The sequence below is a fragment of the Parachlamydiales bacterium genome, from assembly GCA_041671045.1.
In the GTDB taxonomy this organism is placed as follows: Bacteria; Chlamydiota; Chlamydiia; order Chlamydiales; family JABDDJ01; genus JABDDJ01.
Map to the genome: position 1 here is coordinate 201270 of JBAZCF010000002.1, position 17290 is coordinate 218559.

The window sequence follows — 17290 nt, forward strand, 5'->3', positions numbered from 1 at the left end:
CTCTTCTTTCCTCCGATTGATGAATTTGGACAAGATATTACCTTACTATGTCTTTGTCGCCAAGCTCATGTACATATGTTGCTGTCTTAAATAAAAGTATGCTGTGATCATTGCCCCTGTGATGAATAAAGGAGCTAAAATGCCAATCCATGATCCCCAGGCGACAAGCCATCCTGACAAGGCATATGCTGCCGCAGTGAAAAATAAGATCGGAATTCCATAAGTAAATTGGGCGTATGCGTGGTCACCATGTGGACATTGGGAGCTTGCGCAAACCACGATGGAAGAATCAGCTATGGGAGAAAGCTGATCGCCTGCCACAGCACCTGATACGACAGCGCCAAGAGTGGGGATAAGTAAAGGTAAGTCTCCGATTTCAATGGGAGCGGCTGCTCCATGAATGGAAACACTTGTTGTGACAACCAAAGGAAACATCAGTGCAATAGTAGCCCAGGAAGATCCTGTGGCAAGTGCGATGCCGCAAGCGCTTAGGAAAAAGACCATTGGCAGCCATATAGGGAGTACGCCTTTAGGGGTTAGATGCTCAATCAAGGAAGCAACAGTCCCTGATTGCGTTTCAATCGCGCCAAAAGTCCATGCCAGGTTAAGGATAGCGACAGAGGGGATCATCATTAGGAAGCCGTCCTTAGATAGTTTCCATGTATCCTTAAGTACAATAGCACCCCGAAGGTACATATAGATGAAATAGATGATCACTGCTGCGATAGAGGCATAAAGCAAAGAGGGGGCGACATCGATATGTTCCTGAGAGTGGATACAGCTGATGTCTTTGGCGAAGAAGGCGCATTTATCTGTGAGATAGAACCCAATGAATGTGAAGGTGACAAGAAAGATCAAAGGAAGAAAAAAGTCCGAAATATTGGGAGTAAATCCGGAAGGAAAAATGCTTTCGTCTTTCTGTGCAGGAATATGCTGTGTTTTAGAGTTTTCGAGGGCCCCTATGGCGCCGAAAGAAAACTGTTTAGATACCACGAGCCAGACAGAAAAGGCTGTCAGAAGGGAATAAAACATAAAAGGGATCATCGAAAAATAAACAGAGATCGTGTTTGCGATGATAAGCGTTCCTTCGCCTTGAGCAGCGTGTATTTTAGCTACATTCAGCTGCAGCAAGATTAACGCCATCCAGGTGGAAAGAGGATTGATAGAGCAAACCGGAATCGCTACCGAGCGGGCAATATAGGCTAATTTAACGCGTGTTGAATCAAACTTGTCGATAAGAGGGCGCATCACAGAGCCTACTGTCAGGGTGGCAAGGTAGCCGTCAATAGATACGCAGTGGCTAAGTGCGACCGCGGCAAGTTCAGCATCTTGTTTACGGTGGACAAATCTTTCAATAGCTAAGATAAATGCTTTATATCCCCCTACCTTCTCTATTGTCCGAATGAGGATACCCATAAAAATGACAAAAAGAGAAACTTGAGGATTTTGAGCATTCCAAATACCGCTCCAAGAAGTCCATTGGTCCAGTTGTGTTGTCTTAAGGAGATTTCTTCCGAAGAACGCCAAGGAATTCCAAAGAGAGTAGTCCGATATGATAAAAGCTGCAGCCAGGCAGCCAACAAGTAATGCTAAAACGACACGTCTGCTATAAATGGCCAGCGCTATCGTTAATAAGGGAGGAATGATAAGAAGCCAATGAGGATGCATTGCCCCAGTTTGAAGTGGAACAATGCAGATGTCAAATTTTATTTTAGTTTATGGCAACAGAAGTTAGAAAAAATAGGTTTATATTGGAGGGATAGGACCTTATCTGGCAAATTTAGATCTGCCCACTTTAATTAAGGCTGCTAAAATAAATATAAATGTCAAAACGCAGACTGTGACACCGGCTGTTGACAGGGCGATGTTTTGAACGGAAAGAATATGGCGCGATAGGGCAACGCCCATGAAAGCGCCGATGATTCCTATCAGGATGGAATATAAGATCAGATGCTTCAACTTGTGCGTAATGAGTCTTGCAGTGAGTGCGGGGGCAGTGAGCAGGGCTAGAACCATTAATACGCCGACTGCGCGGAAACCGCTGACGACAGTGATGGAAACCTGAGTCATTAATAAGTAGCTGAAGAAGGCAGGAGAAAAGCCTAACGATACCGCAAGGGCTTTATCAAAAGTAGTCAGAGTATATTCTTTAAAGAATAGTAGAATGATGACGATGTTTATGGCAGCAATAAGCGCGGCCCAATACATGTCGCTAATCTGCAAGGCGTCCACATTACCCATGACGATCTCTGTTCCAATATGAGCGTTCCGTGTAAGTAATGTCACAAGAAGGATCCCTAATGCAAAAAGGGAGGTAAATGTGAGGCCCGTACTGGCATCTGCTTGAAGACGCAAAGTGGAAGTGAAGAACTCAGTAATAAAGGCTGTAGCCAGTCCTGTCAGTACAGCAGCGACCATGAATAGCGGTAGATGGGCGTATAGGTCATCTGAAGGAGAAACTAAGAAAGCTAGGGCAATCCCGATAAGGATTGTATGGGAAAGTGCGTTGGCCAGCATTGTCATTTTGCGTAAGATCAGGAAAGGACCAATCAATGCTCCCGAAATGGCTACAAGAGAAAGGACCGCAATTTGCAGTTCGTCACTAGCTATAGGCCCGCCCGTCAGTAAAGTTCCTAAGCGTTGGAACAGGACGTTAAAAAATTGCCAAAATGTGGTATCGGTATAGGGATTCATAGAGTTTTCCCTGTATCTGCAGCAGGGATTGGCTGCTTGTGAGGATCGACTTTAGGATCTTTTAATAGTCTAGTTAGCGAAGCTTCCAATTCAGGAGTGATAATATGCTCCATCTCCTCTGCGCTGCGGTGAACCCTTTCAGCTCCGATTCCTAGGTAATCAGCAAGATATACTTCCCACAAACGGTGCAAGCGGACGATTTTAGCTGCTTTAACTATTCCGTCAGAAGTTAATTTCCAGGAACCCTTCCCATTTTTTTCAAGCCACCCCTCTTGCTTAAGGTGATGTAGGGCAATCAGCAGGGTTAGAGAGGTTGCATTTAAATGCTCTTGCAGCAAGGGAATAGTTGTGGAATAGTCTTTTGTATGGCGCCAGATACATTTTAAGATGTTTTCACGCAGGCATTTATAACGGAAGCGTGCAATGCGCCATGCGCGTGAGGCAAGTCCCCGTTCGGGAGCGAAAAGAAGGGCGCCAAAGCATAGTAAAGCGCTGATAGTGACGATGACAGGCCCTGTAGGAAGAGAGAGGCGGGTGTTAGGAAAAAGCAAGCTTAGTTCCTGGGAGCCTGTAACGGAAAGGATATTTCCTAGATATCCGGACAATATACCAAAAATGCCGGAAAGGAATAAAAGTGTAGTGAATCTATTAGAAAATTGTCGTGCCGCGGCAGGGGGAGCAATCAGCATAGCCGACATTAGAACGACGCCTACAGAGCGGATTCCAATGATGACTGCAAGTACAGCCAGGGCAAAGAAAACGGCTTCGATAATTTTCACGGGCAGCATTAAGCTGGAGGCATAGGTGCGGTCGAAGGAAGTGATTTGAATTTCCTTTCTGAAGAGGGCAGCGAGAAGGATAACAACAGCGGCTAAGGCTCCATAGAGGTAGACATGGAAATCGGTCATTGTGGCGGCCTGTCCATAGAGGAGGGCAAGCATATTGCGGTAGAGAGCCGGATCCGAGAATTGCATGTGGCTGGCGAGTGTTACACCGATGCCGAAGGTGGCGGCCAGAGTGAAGCATAAGGCCGCATCGCTATGGATGCGCAGCCGTGTGACAAGCCAGCGGATGAAGAAGATGCTTAGATAGGCTGTAAAGGCAGCGCCGGCAAGAATAATAAGTGAGCTGAGGTCTTCATCGCTTCCAAGGAGTCCACCGACAAAGGCGCCTAAGATAGCACCTGGGAATGCTGCATGCGAGAGGGATTCACCTAAGAGGGATTCTTTCCGTAGAAATATCACTACACCGACAACTCCTGCGGCAAGGCCCATTAGCATACAGCCTAGGGTGGGGGCGCGCAGGACGGGGTCTGTAAGGAAAGAGAGCCATTCGATCTGCATGGAGTTACCTTACATTCCTGCTGTTTTTTGTTGAGAAAGTTTAAATACTTCGTCAAAGAGGGCATAGCTTTTGCCGTAGGTGCTGTTGAGGGTGTCGGGATTGAAAACTTGAAGTACGCTGCCATATGCAACAAGACGCATATTTAGCATAATGACCCAGTCGAAATAGCTCTCAACACTTGTTAAATCGTGGTGTACGATGAAAATAGTTTTACCTTCATCTCTGAGCTTACGCAGGATGCCCATAACGACAGCTTCTGAAGCAATATCGATACCGGCAAAAGGTTCGTCAAAAAAGTAAACGTCTGCTTCTTGCATCAAGGCACGTGCGAGGAATGTCCTCTGTTGCTGCCCGCCCGAGAGTTGGCTGATCTGCCTGTCGCTAAAGGAAGCCATGCCGACTAATGAAAGGTAGTGATCTGCGGCATCGTAATCAGCTTTTCTGGGGTGTTTGAATAAACCTAGTTTCCCGTATCTGCCCATTAGGACCAATTCACGGACGGTGATAGGGAAATCCCAATCTACGGATTCCCGTTGAGGCACATAGGCAATTTTCTGCTGGACATTTTTTAGAGGCTCGCCGAAGAATTCCACTTTGCCGGATACCGGATCTATCAATCCAAGCACAGCTTTAATGAAGGTGCTTTTACCCGCGCCATTAGGCCCGATGATACCGACGATTTTACCTGTCGGAATGCTTAAAGTAATATCCCATAGAACGGGGGTTTTGTCGTAGTTGACGCATATTTGAAGCGTCTGCAAGGCCAAAGGTTGAGGAGGCATAAATTACCGTAAAAGGGCAGCTTGCCGCTCCTCTTTCCCATTGCCTGAAAGGTAACGCGAGAGGATGACGGCATTATGTTCAATCATTTTCAAATAGGTATTTCCATCCGAATCTTTTGGACCCATCGCATCGCCATAGAGGGCATCGGTAGCAATAGTTAAAGTGAGCCCTTTTTCTCTGCCGGCAGAGACAATTTTACGGATGGAATCTTTGCTAACGTTAGATTCGGGGAAGATGACCATTATATGGTATTTATCCATATGGTCAATAATTTTGCGGATGTCGCCCGCACCTAACTGACTATCTGGAGCTAGACCTTCCGGAGCTGCGAAGCGGTCTTCCCATGTACCGTTAGTTAGTTCGCTTTCATCTGCTAGGTAAGCGCGAGAAAAATAGTTGAAGGCATCGTGGCTGGTGACAAGATAACGTTTTTCAGACGGGATGGCATGCAGTTTAGCTTTTACTCTATTATGTGCTGCTAACATCTCTAGCTTTAGCTTTTGTCCGTTTTTTGCATAGTCTTGGGAATGATCGGGATCAAATTTGCTTAAGGCATTTACGATTGTGGGGATTGCTTGCGACCATAGGCTGATATCCATCCAAACATGGGGATCAAGCTGTCCATTGTGGTGCAGGATTTGGGATGGATTGTTATTGATGATAGCGTCGCCGATAGCTGAGGCACGGGGATGATTTTCCAAGGCGGCATGTAGGCTGGGGCCGTGCTCAAGATTAAGTCCGTTGTAGAAAATAAGTTGGGCAAAGGCAAATTTCTCATCATCTCCCTTTACTAGCTGATAGGAATGAGGGTCCAGCAATTCACCAATAAGGACAAAGTTGTCTACATGTTCGCCGCCAATATTGGAAATCAGGTCTCCAATCATGCCGGTAGTACTGAGTGTTTTGATTTTGCCATTTTTCTCCATCCACTTTTTTGCTGCTTGTTGGTGGGGAGAGGGGGAGCAGGCTGAAAGGAGGCAGCTTATGATAATGAATATCGAGCCTAAATATTTTCTCATTCTTTCTTTCCCTCGCCTAATTGGTAAAGCATTTCGAACTCATAGATCCCATGCGAACATCCTTGCGTGAAATCAAAATGAAGCGCGTATTTGCCGATGCTTTCGACTTTATGCACTCCCACGTCATTTGTGATGGAAGGGGTTTTTTCAGTGCACTGTGCGCAGGGGCAATATTTCTGTATTTGACTAAATTTCAAAGTATGCTTACGGCCATTATTCCATTCAATGCAGCAGGTTGCAGGATCGGCTAAATACATTTTTTCAACTTTTTTGGAAGGGGGGCGCTCGCTCAATTTTGGCAAAGCAGCTAATAAGTTCTGGGTAGCTTGCCTAAATGCCGCAGCGGCAGGGAGTTGTTCGGCAATTTCTTCGACGAAGATTGAAAAGCCTCGGTCAGCGCGGTAGCTTACGGCCTCATCGATGGGAATTTCACCTAGCAAGGGGATGCCATTTTCTTCTGCAAATCTGGCTCCGCCGCCTTTTCCAAAAGGGTAAGTCTTTACTGTTTGTACTCCGGGCGCATACCAGCTCATATTTTCTATTACACCTACAATAGGAACACCCACTTGCTGAAAAAGGGCAGCAGCTTTGCGGACATCCATTAATGCAACTTCTTGCGGAGTAGTGACCATGACGGCTGCAGTGATTTGTGCGTTCTGCGCTAAAGTCAGTTGGATATCTCCCGTTCCGGGAGGAAAATCAATAATTAGATAGTCGAGCTCTCCCCAAGCAACAGTACGAATAAATTGCGTAAGGATTTTATTAGCGATAGGGGCTCGGACAGCAGCGGGCTGGCCTTCTTTTCTGAAAAACGCCATCGAGATGACCTTGATTCCGAAGCTAAGGGCAGGTTCTAGACGCTCATTCTGTTGAACAGGAAGTTTAACTTCCGGAAGCATCTTTCGGATAGAAGGCCCATACAGGTCAGCATCTAATAAACCCACTTTGTAGCCCAGTTCGCTTAGGCATAGGGCTAGATTGACAGCAACAGTAGACTTGCCTACGCCCCCTTTGCCGGCAGCAACAGCAATTACATTCTTTATCTGGCTGATGGGTCCGATCTTATTATTCTGTAACACTGGTAAGGGCATATTATTACCAAAAGGTAGATTTACTGATTTATTCTATATTTTGAGCCTATTACAGTATAGTGAAAGCTAGCATAATAAACTACTAAAGGGCCTTTGGGTTTTCTGTCCGAAGTAGGTAAAAGGAGGAATATGAACAAGGGATTTCTAGGATGAAATCTGCGATTGCGCCTTGATTTTGCACGCATTTCCTAAGGAAAAAGGCTGTAATCAAGGGTTTATGGAGAGGAAATTAACTATACTATTTTAATACTATTCACTTTTATAGGCCTGTTAGATTGAAATTTATCATCAAAATCTGTGTTCTAACAGCTGATTTACTGTCTTCAATTCAAGCGCACGTCTCTATTTAAGAACTCACGTTTCCAAAAAAAACTGTGTTCTCCGCGTGCCTGCGCATAATCTAATATTTAGCTGTAGTTAATTATTCAACAATGGATGCCAATGTTATTATATGATGTGCTTCTCATTGTTATAAACCTTATTATTGTAGACATCGTCTTGCAGTGAAAAAGAAAAAAAAGTAGATTTTTGTTGCGAGAAAATCAATTTAATCTATAAATTGCGTTATTAAACAGTACTGCCGTGAAATAATCTCAAAATAGACCCTGTTCAATGAGATTAATAAGGTAGTAGAGGGATTCGCAAATTAATGACCTTAGAGTGCGTCTTCAAATTTATTACAGCTTTTTAGTTTGAAGCTTGAAGACTCTCTGATAATAGAACGATTATTAATTCGATATTACCGAATCATAATATGCTCTATGTTAACTGAGGCTCTAATTTGATAATGCCTCTAAAATATAACCTGAAGGACGAATGGCCAAAAAAAATCGTCCTTCTTAGCTTATTATTGAAACATTTCTTAAAGGAAGGAAATTATGAGTCAACATGTATCCACCGCTAAATTGAACGAGCTTATCGAGAAAGCTATCCGTAAAGTTGGCGGCCATAAAGAAAACGACATCTGTCGTTATGTACCCTCCGAAACCGGTGGTTATATTCACCATTTTACTATGAAAAAAATGAAGCATGAGAATCCTAATGCTTTATACGAGAAAATTGAAAAATATATCGTCAATCCTTCCAATCCGCATAAAGTTCAGCCAAAACAGCGCGCTGCACGCGGTTCACGTAAGCGTCGCGATCACTTTTTCTTCTCTAAAAATGATCTGGAAAGACTTCTTCACATGGCTCGCATCTCCGGCGACAAAGATATGGTCCGTAAGCTTACTCCTCGTACAGACCCACGTACAATTAAGCGTGAGCTATTAGCTTCCATTCGTCAAGGTCGTGCTGAGCAAGATCTATGGAACTCTTGGCTAGAAGCAGTGAACAACCTTCAGCCTGTCGAAGCGTAACAAATATATTGAAGCGCGGAGATTTATTACCGCGCTTCAATATTCTTTTTTCCCTTACTATCCTTCAATTATTCATAGTAACTCTCTTAAGTGAGCCCTATTAAATCTTGCATTATAAATGCGGCGTAAGGTATAAAGGCTCTTTTAAATTTGATTTCTATTCGTAGAAAAGAAATCACTCTAACCCGATTGAGGTCATTTCATATGTCACAAGACACTGTTGCCGAGTTCGGCAAGTTACGGTCGTTCTTTTGGCCCGTACATAGTTACGAGCTTAAAAAGATGCTCCCGATGTTCTTAATGATGCTTTGCATCTGTTTCAACTACACGATCCTTCGCGACACTAAGGATACTATTGTGGTGACAACCAGCGGTTCTGAAGTTATCCCCTTCTTAAAGTTCTGGGGCGTTCTTCCTGCAGCTGTTCTTTTCATGCTTATTTACTCTAAAATGAGTAACATGTTCAGCAAGGAAAAGCTATTTTACGTCACACTGTTTCCTTTCATGATCTTTTTTGCTCTTTTCCCTGTATTAATCTACCCTTTCCGTGACGTTCTTCACCCTCATGCTTCTGCGGATTATTTTCAGTCCGTACTCCCCGAAGGTTTTAACGGGTTGGTCGCTTGCTACCGTAACTGGACATTCTCCTTGTTTTACATCCTTTCCGAACTATGGGGAAGCGCCGTGCTTTCTTTGATGTTCTGGGGTTTTGCTAACGACATTATCAAAGTTACTGAAGCGAAACGCGTTTATACCTTCTTCGGTATGGGTGCTAATGTTGCTCTTCTGATTTCCGGTCCGGCGATCATTTATTTCTCCGACATCCGTAAACACCTGCCACCTGATGTGGATGCATGGCAGATTACACTGTCTTACCTCTGCGGTATGGTTGTTATAGCTTGCCTATTGATTTATTTTATTTACTGGTGGATCCAGCGCAACGTGTTGACCGATCCTCGTTTTTATGATCCGACTCAACAAGCTAAAGTTAAGAAAAGCAAGCCTAAAATGTCTATCGGCGAAAGCTTTACTTTCCTTGCTAAATCGCCTTACATATTATGTATCGCATTGCTTGTTATCGGTTACGGTATTGCTATCAACTTAGTTGAAGTGACTTGGAAAGGTCAAATTAAACTGCAATATCCTAACGCTAACGATTACAGCACATTCATGGGTAGATTCTCCACTATCGGCGGAGCTGTCAACATTTCCATGATGTTTATCGGCGGTTGGATCATCCGTACATTCGGTTGGGGCGTAGCAGCAATGTTAACTCCGTTAATGTTATTGGCTACCGGTATCGGCTTCTTTGCATTCGTTCTCTTTAGCGGAAGCGAAATGCTGCAAGGTTTTGTTGCTTACTTCGGTACGACAACAGTGATGATGGCAGTTGTTTTGGGTATGATCCAAAACTTAGCGAGCAAATCCACGAAGTATTCCCTCTTCGACCCGACAAAAGAAATGGCCTATATCCCGCTTGACCAAGAGTCTAAAGTTAAGGGTAAAGCTGCTATTGACGTCGTTGGTGCACGTTTAGGTAAATCCGGTGGTTCTTTGATCCAACAAATCCTCATCGTGATATTCGGTACAGTAACAGCGATAGCTCCTTATATCGCAGTGATCATGGTTATTGTTATCGTCGCTTGGTTGTTCGCAGTTCGCTCACTCAATAAGCAATTTGTTGCGTTGACAGGCGAAAGCGTTTCTAAACCAAAAGAAGCGCCAGCAACCTAAAATCCCTTCGGATTTTGTCATTTCAAAGCCGTTCCATTGTCTAATGGAACGGCTTTTTTTCTTTGTTTGCTAGAGAGTACTAGACAATTTCCTTAACCTTTTGGTATCTTTAATTCCTATTGTTGTTATAGCAGAAGGGAATTCAAGGTATGGAGAAGCAAAAAAAGTGGCAGTTTTGGCTAATAGTCGCTGTCATCGTACTCACGATATACAATATCCTCCCCACGATATTTTATTATACCAAGCCTTTACATGAAACGATTGATGCTGCGCGTGCTAAAAACGTCGCTGGCGCTGTTGTAAGTCGTGTTAATGGATTGGAAGAAGATTCAAAAGAGTGGTTGGAGTCATATAGCGCACTTTTGAAAGTGAAGCCAGTTTCTATTGAACTGCAGAAAAATGATCCTCGTTTATATAAAATGGTATTCGCTACAGAAAAAGAAGCTAATACTTTCAAAAGATATTTACCGGAAGCCGGAAAACTCATCCCCTTTACTCCTGCCCAGTTAGGAGTGAACGCATCTTTAGCCGGACAGCTACCGACAGAGGTATATGTCTCCCGCCAAATTAGCGTCGAGTTGAATCCTGCGGATATCGATCAACTCTTCATTTTCTCTAAGAAGACAGGCGACGATGGACTGCCTACTCCTTTATATAGAGAAATTGTTTATGATCGCGCCGCACAAGTCGCTTTCGCATTCAGCCAGCCGAGCCGTTTGGCTGACATGATTGCTTCCATTACGGAAGCAGCACCGGATAAAGTTTCGGATGAAACGATCATCCTTTCCGCAAGAGAGCTTGTCGATGGCTCAAAACTATCCAAACCCCTGCCTGCAATTTCGCAGCGTTGGATGAGCAGCGTAGCGCAAGGTAAGAATCAACAAGGCGCAAAGGTGGTACAAAAGTACCAACAAGCTTTGGATACTTTACAAGCTAAGCTGAAGGCAAAAATTGATGCTGCAAAAACACATCAGTCCAAGCAGATAGAAGAAGGGGAATTTGCAACCGGCAGCGAACATGAAGATGTAGCCCTGTTGCAAAATCAGTTTGATGTTCTTACACAGGCAATGTCCTTACTAAAAGCGAATAAAGTAGCCTTTGATAAAGCACAGAAGCCTCTTTCTCGCAGCGACATCATTAAGCAATTGAATGAGGGCGCTTCAAAGATTACCCTAGCTAATCCACAGCAAGTCATTGATTTGAAAGGTACAGACCCATTCATCAAAGCACTTATTATTGATTGGAATAGTGATAAGCTCTCAGTGAAATTCTATCCCGATATCGAGACGATCCGCACCAGAACCAGCCAGACCGAAGCGCAAGCTTATGTTGCTGAAAAACTGAACCAGTGGATTTTTGACGATATCGCCCGTGCTTCAAACATCAGCGACGAAGACATCCTGCCTAACGGGGATACATTTGCCGTGCGTTTGAACAGTTTAACCGATAGCAAGAGTCTTCTTAGTTTTGATTTAGGTGCTATCGCTCAGATCAGAAGCAAGCAAATACTAGACCAGCTAACGACGGAATGGCAGCCCATCCACCATGATTTGGAACATCAAGCATATCCTCTTTATGCAATGAGTGATTATTTGAAGTTGCCTGATAATCAGAAAAGACTTGGAGTTGTCGTTTATGCACCTTCTATGTATGGCATTCCCCCTGTGGAAGGATTTGCAAGCGATTCGATCTATATTATCGCTAAAGGTTTAGGAACAATCCTAGACAAGTACCGTAATACACCGACCGCAGAAGGCGCAGACCAGTTCAATGCCGATGTTAGACATCTGTCTCAGATCCTTAGCCAAAATGGCTTTATCGGATTCCCAGGTGATACGTTTGGTGTCGATCCACAATTCCGTAACGACTACATTTTTAAAATGGGTGATTATTACGGCGATCTAGTCAGTGCAACAAGAGAAAACTTCGTAGCTAAAGGCAGCAAAAAATACGCAGTCTTAGATTTCACCGATGTTGAACAGCGTATCCTGACAGAAAACCGTATTGATGACAAAAAGCAAGAAGACCTCTTAAAGTGGTACGAAGAGTATCAAGCTGCGCAAGGCGATTTGGATATCACCAAACGCTACCTTATTCCTGAGCCTACAAAGAATCCGTACATACAGAACTTTCTTATCAGCGCACAAAAGTATTTCCGCGGCGATGATAGGAAAATCCTGAAATGGGGCCTTGACCTTTCCGGTGGTAAAACCGTCCGTATCGGTCTGCGCGATAGCTCTAATAAGCCTGTTACAAATCCTGACGACTTGAAACAAGCTGCCGACGATCTCTATACTCGTGTGAATAAGATGGGTGTAGCTGAAAGGACGATCCGTGTCGAGAGCAATAATATTGTTTTAGACTTTCCCGGATCACAGGGCCTGTCCGCTAGCGAGCTTGTTAAAGCCTCCGCAATGTATTTCCATATCGTTAATGAGAAATTTAACTCTAAGAACCGTGAAAACGGTACTGCTGTTAGACAATTCTTAGACGGTGTTTGGAATGAAGCGAAGGTGACTAACCGCTTAGATGCAGAAAGCATCAACCAAATTGCTTACCGCCATTTAGGCGAAAGCATAGGGGATGATTTAGCTATTCAGCCTCGCAGTGAAGCCGCGCAAAGTCTTTACAACAACGGACTACGCCTCGCCGATCCTATGACTGCTAAACCTTCCAATGCTTTCAATGATACTCTGTCCTCCATCGGCATGATGAGGGATGACGCACATTGGGATGGTGAGAGCAATCCGCTTATCATCATTTTCCATAACTACGCTCTTGAAGGTGCCAACTTAACGAATGTTAATGTAGGCTGGGATCAGTCTGAAGGTAATATTCTAACCTTCTCCATCAAGAATTCGTATGGAAAAAACAGCGAGAATAAAACAGGCAGCCCTTCTGAAGATTTCTATACTTGGACTTCAGAATTTGCTGAAGACCGTATTTCAGGTACGCCTAAAGAAGCTTACACTAACGGAAAAGGTTGGCGCATGGCTGTTGCTTTGAATGGCAACATCATTACAACACCTTCTCTGCGTCAAGCTTTAAGAGAAAATGCAAGCATTACAGGACGTTTCACTCAGCGTGAAATTAACCGTCTAGCTGCAGATTTGAAAGCCGGCTCATTGAAATTTACACCGCGCATTCTCTCAGAAGAAAACGTCAGTCCTGAACTGGGTAAAGAAGAACGTACTAAAGGTATCAGAGCCTCTATCATCGCTCTCGTCTTGGTCGTTATCTCCATGGTCAGCATCTACCGTTTTGGCGGTGTGGTTGCTTCCTGTGCAGTCCTATTCAACATCTTAATCATGTGGGGCGTCCTACAGAATTTAGATGCTGCTTTGACTCTGCCTGGTATTGCCGGTATCGTTCTCACGATTGGCATGGCTATTGACGCTAACGTGCTTGTCTTTGAAAGGGTGCGTGAAGAATTTAAAATGTCCGGAAGAATCGCTTCTGCAATTCAAGCCGGATATCGTAAAGCTTTTAGCGCTATCTTCGATTCGAACATTACAACGATCATCGTAGCATTAATCTTGATCCAGTTCGACTCAGGACCTATTAAAGGTTTTGCAGTCACACTGATCATCGGTATTCTATCCTCTATGTTCACAGCGCTGTTCATGACACGCTATTTCTTTGCCGGCTGGGTCCAAAATCCTAAGCACAAAGAACTGCATATGGTGGAGCTTATCAGCGGTACTAAGTTTGATTTCTTGGCACAAACACGCAAGGCAATATTATTGTCCGCCCTTGTTGTTGCTTTGGGTATCGGTCTTTTTGCTGAACAGCGTAATACCATTTTTGGTATGGATTTCACAGGTGGATATTCTCTCATTGTGAATGCACAAGAACAGCCCGGTGACGTCAATTATCGCTTACAAGCACTAGATAGCCTATTGGCGCAAGGTGCAACAACGAACGATCTTCAAGTTCGTCAATTAACCAACCCTTGGCAGCTGCGTATCCAAATGGGAATCAGCATGGAAGAGAGTGGACACCCATTCTACCAGATGCCAATGGAAATAGAGGGTAAGTTTACTTATCCATACCAAAGCAATCCACGTATCGATTGGGTCGTTAATTCTCTGCAAAAAGGCGGATTAACTATTCCTGAATCTGAGCTTGCACAGTTAGACCGTCAGTGGACTGTCATGAGCGGACAATTCTCCGATTCTATGCGTTACAATGCGATTATCGGTTTGGCGTTGGCGTTTCTTGCCATCTTGGCGTACATCACATTACGCTTCGAGTTCAAGTTCGCAGTTGCAGCTGTGATAGGTCTTGTGCATGACGTTATTATAACGTTAGGGATTATCGCCCTTTTCCATAAGCTGGGGCTACCGGTACAAATCGACCTCATTACTATTGGCGCTATCATGATGATCATTGGTTATTCTTTGAATGACACGATCATCATTTTTGATAGGATCAGAGAAGATGTGGGTATCATGCGTAAATCATCGTTCCCGGATATTATCAATCATGCGTTGAACGTTACGTTGACTCGTACTTTGATGACATCTGGCACGACGATCTTGGTATTGTTAGCGTTAGTCATTTTCGGGGGAGAAGCTATATTCAGCTTCGCACTTGTGATGACGATCGGTATTGTTGTCGGAACGTTGTCTTCGCTCTTTGTTGCAGCTCCGGTTATGCTTTACTTGCACAACCGCGAAGAGAGATCTCAACAAGCAGCGTTGAATCACCGCAAGGTATAACGTTAAGTATCAAGTTACGCTTTGAGTCGCGTTTAAACTTGGGCAATTTAGGAAGCTATTGCTGAACTCCGAAAGTAAAGTGCAGACTTTACCTAGGATTCAGCAAAGTTGCTCCGAAGAAGCTCAAAGTTTAGGCGCGACTTTCTCATTTCTAACAATCCCCAGTTTCTTCAATAGATTAATCGCTAATTGTGTCGCTAATCATGATAGAGATCCAAAGTTGCTTCTATACAAAATTTATATAGCTTATAAAATTGATCTTTAACAAAACCATTGATATTCTTTTATTGCAATAATTTACAAAAGGAGGCCGTATGGCAACACCACCCCGCATAGAACCAACACCTACTTCAAATGCTGGATATCAACTACCTGCTTGTGTGCAAGCTATAATAAATAATACTTCAAAAAACTTTGAGACTCTTTCGCTGAAGGTAAAGAGTTATGCTACAACAGAAAATGCGCAGCTTTTTGGCGCAGGAGTTGTCAGCGGACTGGGCCTAGCGCTGCTTTTTAGCGTAAAATTAGCAGGAACAGTCGTCACTTCTAGTCCGATTGTTTTAGGTACATTTTTAACTTTAGCCGGTTTGGGCGCTGCATTTTACAGTCTTAGCAAAAGAGTTACGCCTGCTTCAGGTGGTGGAAGCTAAGTTATCTTGATTGGATAGATGGATTAAGGACGAAAATTCTAGTAAAAAGTAAACTTTACTCTAATTTCGTCCTTTTTTGCCTTGGATAAGAATAGTCTTAAAGAGGATGGATTTTGAAATCGCGTACAAGCAGTTGTATGCTAGGCCCTAGATAGTTATTTATCTGGGGAGAAAAGGCGACTTCTAAAACGATATTTTTGCGACGCAGGCTTTCATTTGCATGTGAGCGGCCAAAAGCTATGCCTTCTATGACTAGACCGGGATCTTCGATTTCTTCCAGATACATTTTGAGGTGATTTTTTCCCACAATTTTGGGCGGCCATGCTTGCTTTGCTTTGCAATAAAGCAAAGGTTGTGGATTTTCACTGCCATAGGGTGCGAGAAGGCTGATGGATTCCATCAGGTCGAAGGTCAGATCTCTTAAATGGACTTCTGCATCCAAATACAGTTTATTCATGACGTCTTGATTCTGTAAACGTGCTTCGGCAGCGCCTGTAAATCTCTCTGTAAAGGAGGGAATGTTCTCGACTTTGATGGTGAGTCCAGCGGCAAGGTCATGTCCGCCATAGTTTAGGAGTAAGTCGGAGCACTCTTTTAGGACGCTTAATACCGGAAATTCAGGGATGGAGCGAATGGAGCCTTTTCCAATGCCGCCTTCCATGGATATCATGATCGTCGGGCGATTGTAGTATTTGGATATACGAGTGGAAAGTATTGCAATAATGCCCGGATGCCAGCTTTCGGAGGACATGACAATGGCTTTATGCTGCAGGAGATGGGGTTCAGCAGAGATACGCGTCTCGATTTCGCTGGACATGGTCCTTTCAATACGCTGTCTTTCAATATTATTGAGGTCGAGCTCAATAGCCATTTTCTCTGCTAATTGCGTATTGCGGATAAGCAGTAGCTCTACACCTTTGCGTGGGTCATCAATGCGTCCTAAGCTGTTAAGACGAGGAGCTATTTTTGATGCGACGGTATAGGCAGATACTTCTCCCATCTCCAACTCGGGATCAGACACGATGATGAGTTTAAGCAGCCCTATACGTTTGGTTTTACGTAGTTGTTTCAGTCCATAGCGTACGAGGATGCGGTTCTCACCCAACAACGCTCCCATATCGGAGATTGTGCCTAGGGCTACCAGATCAAGATAGCGTTTAAGGTCGATTTTCTTGTCTGAGACTAGTCCATCAGCCACTAGTTGTTTGGTTAGGCCGTGTGCAAGTTTAAAGGCAACTCCAACCCCTGTAAGGTCCCTATTTGGATAGGTGTTGCCTTTGAGTTTCGGATTGAGGATTGCAATGCAATTGGGTATAGTTTCTGTCGGTTCGTGGTGGTCTGTGATAATAACTTCGATATTATGTTCTTTTAATCTATCGATCTCGACAGCAGCAGTAATTCCACAATCCACTGTAATGACTAGCTTGCACTCATTTCGGACTGCATATTCAGCGGATTCTATGATGAGGTTTTGGCGGGAGCTTCCGGGGCTAGAAACATAAAAGAGGACTTTTGCCCCTATATATTGTAAGAAATCGACTAAAAGGGCTGTACCGGTCATTCCATCGACATCATTGTCGCCGTAGATGAGTATCCCTTCTTTTTTTTGAACTGCTTCGCAAATGCGCTGAACAGCTTTATCCATATTTGCCATAAGAAACGGATCATGCAGATCGGGTAGCTTGGCATAGAGATAGTCGTGTATTTGATCTAGACTTGAAAATTTCCTAGAGACAAGAATTTGCGCTGTAATAGGATGGATTTTGAATTCCTGGACAATCTGATTTTGCCATTCAGCATTCTTAGGAGGATAAACCCACAACGGCTCTTCGGGGTTATTATTATGCCAGGGCAGCATCGCAGAGCTCCAATTGCGATCGGTCATAAGCGCATTTT

Annotated in this window: 11 protein-coding genes; 4 read left to right on the forward strand and 7 right to left on the reverse strand. The window is 43.9% G+C overall.

Annotated elements, in window-relative coordinates:
- Positions 1-45: 45 nt before the first annotated feature.
- The 6 genes from WC222_03915 to WC222_03940 all read right to left on the reverse strand — a co-directional run bounded on the left by WC222_03915 (position 46) and on the right by WC222_03940 (position 6931).
- Complete coding sequence (locus WC222_03915; protein MFA6915518.1) at positions 46-1668, reverse strand: Na+/H+ antiporter NhaC family protein; 1623 nt, start codon at positions 1666-1668, stop codon at positions 46-48.
- Positions 1669-1767: 99 nt separating this feature from the next.
- Complete coding sequence (locus WC222_03920; GenBank protein ID MFA6915519.1) at positions 1768-2694, reverse strand: metal ABC transporter permease; 927 nt, start codon at positions 2692-2694, stop codon at positions 1768-1770.
- Positions 2691-4037, reverse strand: coding sequence for an iron chelate uptake ABC transporter family permease subunit (locus tag WC222_03925; GenBank protein ID MFA6915520.1), 1347 nt, complete (start codon positions 4035-4037; stop codon positions 2691-2693). The genes WC222_03920 and WC222_03925 overlap by 4 nt, the downstream gene beginning before the upstream one ends.
- Positions 4038-4046: 9 nt before the next feature.
- Complete coding sequence (locus tag WC222_03930) at positions 4047-4820, reverse strand: ABC transporter ATP-binding protein (GenBank protein ID MFA6915521.1); 774 nt, start codon at positions 4818-4820, stop codon at positions 4047-4049.
- Between the two features lie 3 nt (positions 4821-4823).
- Positions 4824-5840 (reverse strand): zinc ABC transporter substrate-binding protein, encoded by a 1017-nt coding sequence (locus WC222_03935; GenBank protein MFA6915522.1) that lies wholly within the window; start codon positions 5838-5840, stop codon positions 4824-4826.
- The gene (locus tag WC222_03940; protein MFA6915523.1) at positions 5837-6931 is read right to left on the reverse strand and encodes a P-loop NTPase; all 1095 of its coding nucleotides are present in this window, start codon (positions 6929-6931) and stop codon (positions 5837-5839) included. The genes WC222_03935 and WC222_03940 overlap by 4 nt, the downstream gene beginning before the upstream one ends.
- 878 nt (positions 6932-7809) lie before the next feature.
- Between WC222_03940 and WC222_03945 the strand changes: the two genes are divergently transcribed.
- From WC222_03945 to WC222_03960, 4 genes are all read left to right on the forward strand, one after another.
- Positions 7810-8289 (forward strand): hypothetical protein, encoded by a 480-nt coding sequence (locus WC222_03945; GenBank protein MFA6915524.1) that lies wholly within the window; start codon positions 7810-7812, stop codon positions 8287-8289.
- 204 nt (positions 8290-8493) lie between these two features.
- Positions 8494-10023, forward strand: a complete 1530-nt coding sequence (locus WC222_03950) for an NTP/NDP exchange transporter (GenBank protein ID MFA6915525.1) — start codon at positions 8494-8496, stop codon at positions 10021-10023.
- Positions 10024-10172: 149 nt separating this feature from the next.
- On the forward strand, positions 10173-14744 hold the full coding sequence (gene secD, locus WC222_03955; protein MFA6915526.1) for a protein translocase subunit SecD: 4572 nt from the start codon (positions 10173-10175) through the stop codon (positions 14742-14744).
- Between the two features lie 314 nt (positions 14745-15058).
- Complete coding sequence (locus WC222_03960) at positions 15059-15394, forward strand: hypothetical protein (GenBank protein ID MFA6915527.1); 336 nt, start codon at positions 15059-15061, stop codon at positions 15392-15394.
- 97 nt (positions 15395-15491) lie between these two features.
- Here the strand turns inward: WC222_03960 and recJ are convergent, their stop codons facing one another.
- Positions 15492-17252, reverse strand: coding sequence for a single-stranded-DNA-specific exonuclease RecJ (recJ, locus tag WC222_03965; GenBank protein ID MFA6915528.1), 1761 nt, complete (start codon positions 17250-17252; stop codon positions 15492-15494).
- Positions 17253-17290 lie beyond the last annotated feature (38 nt).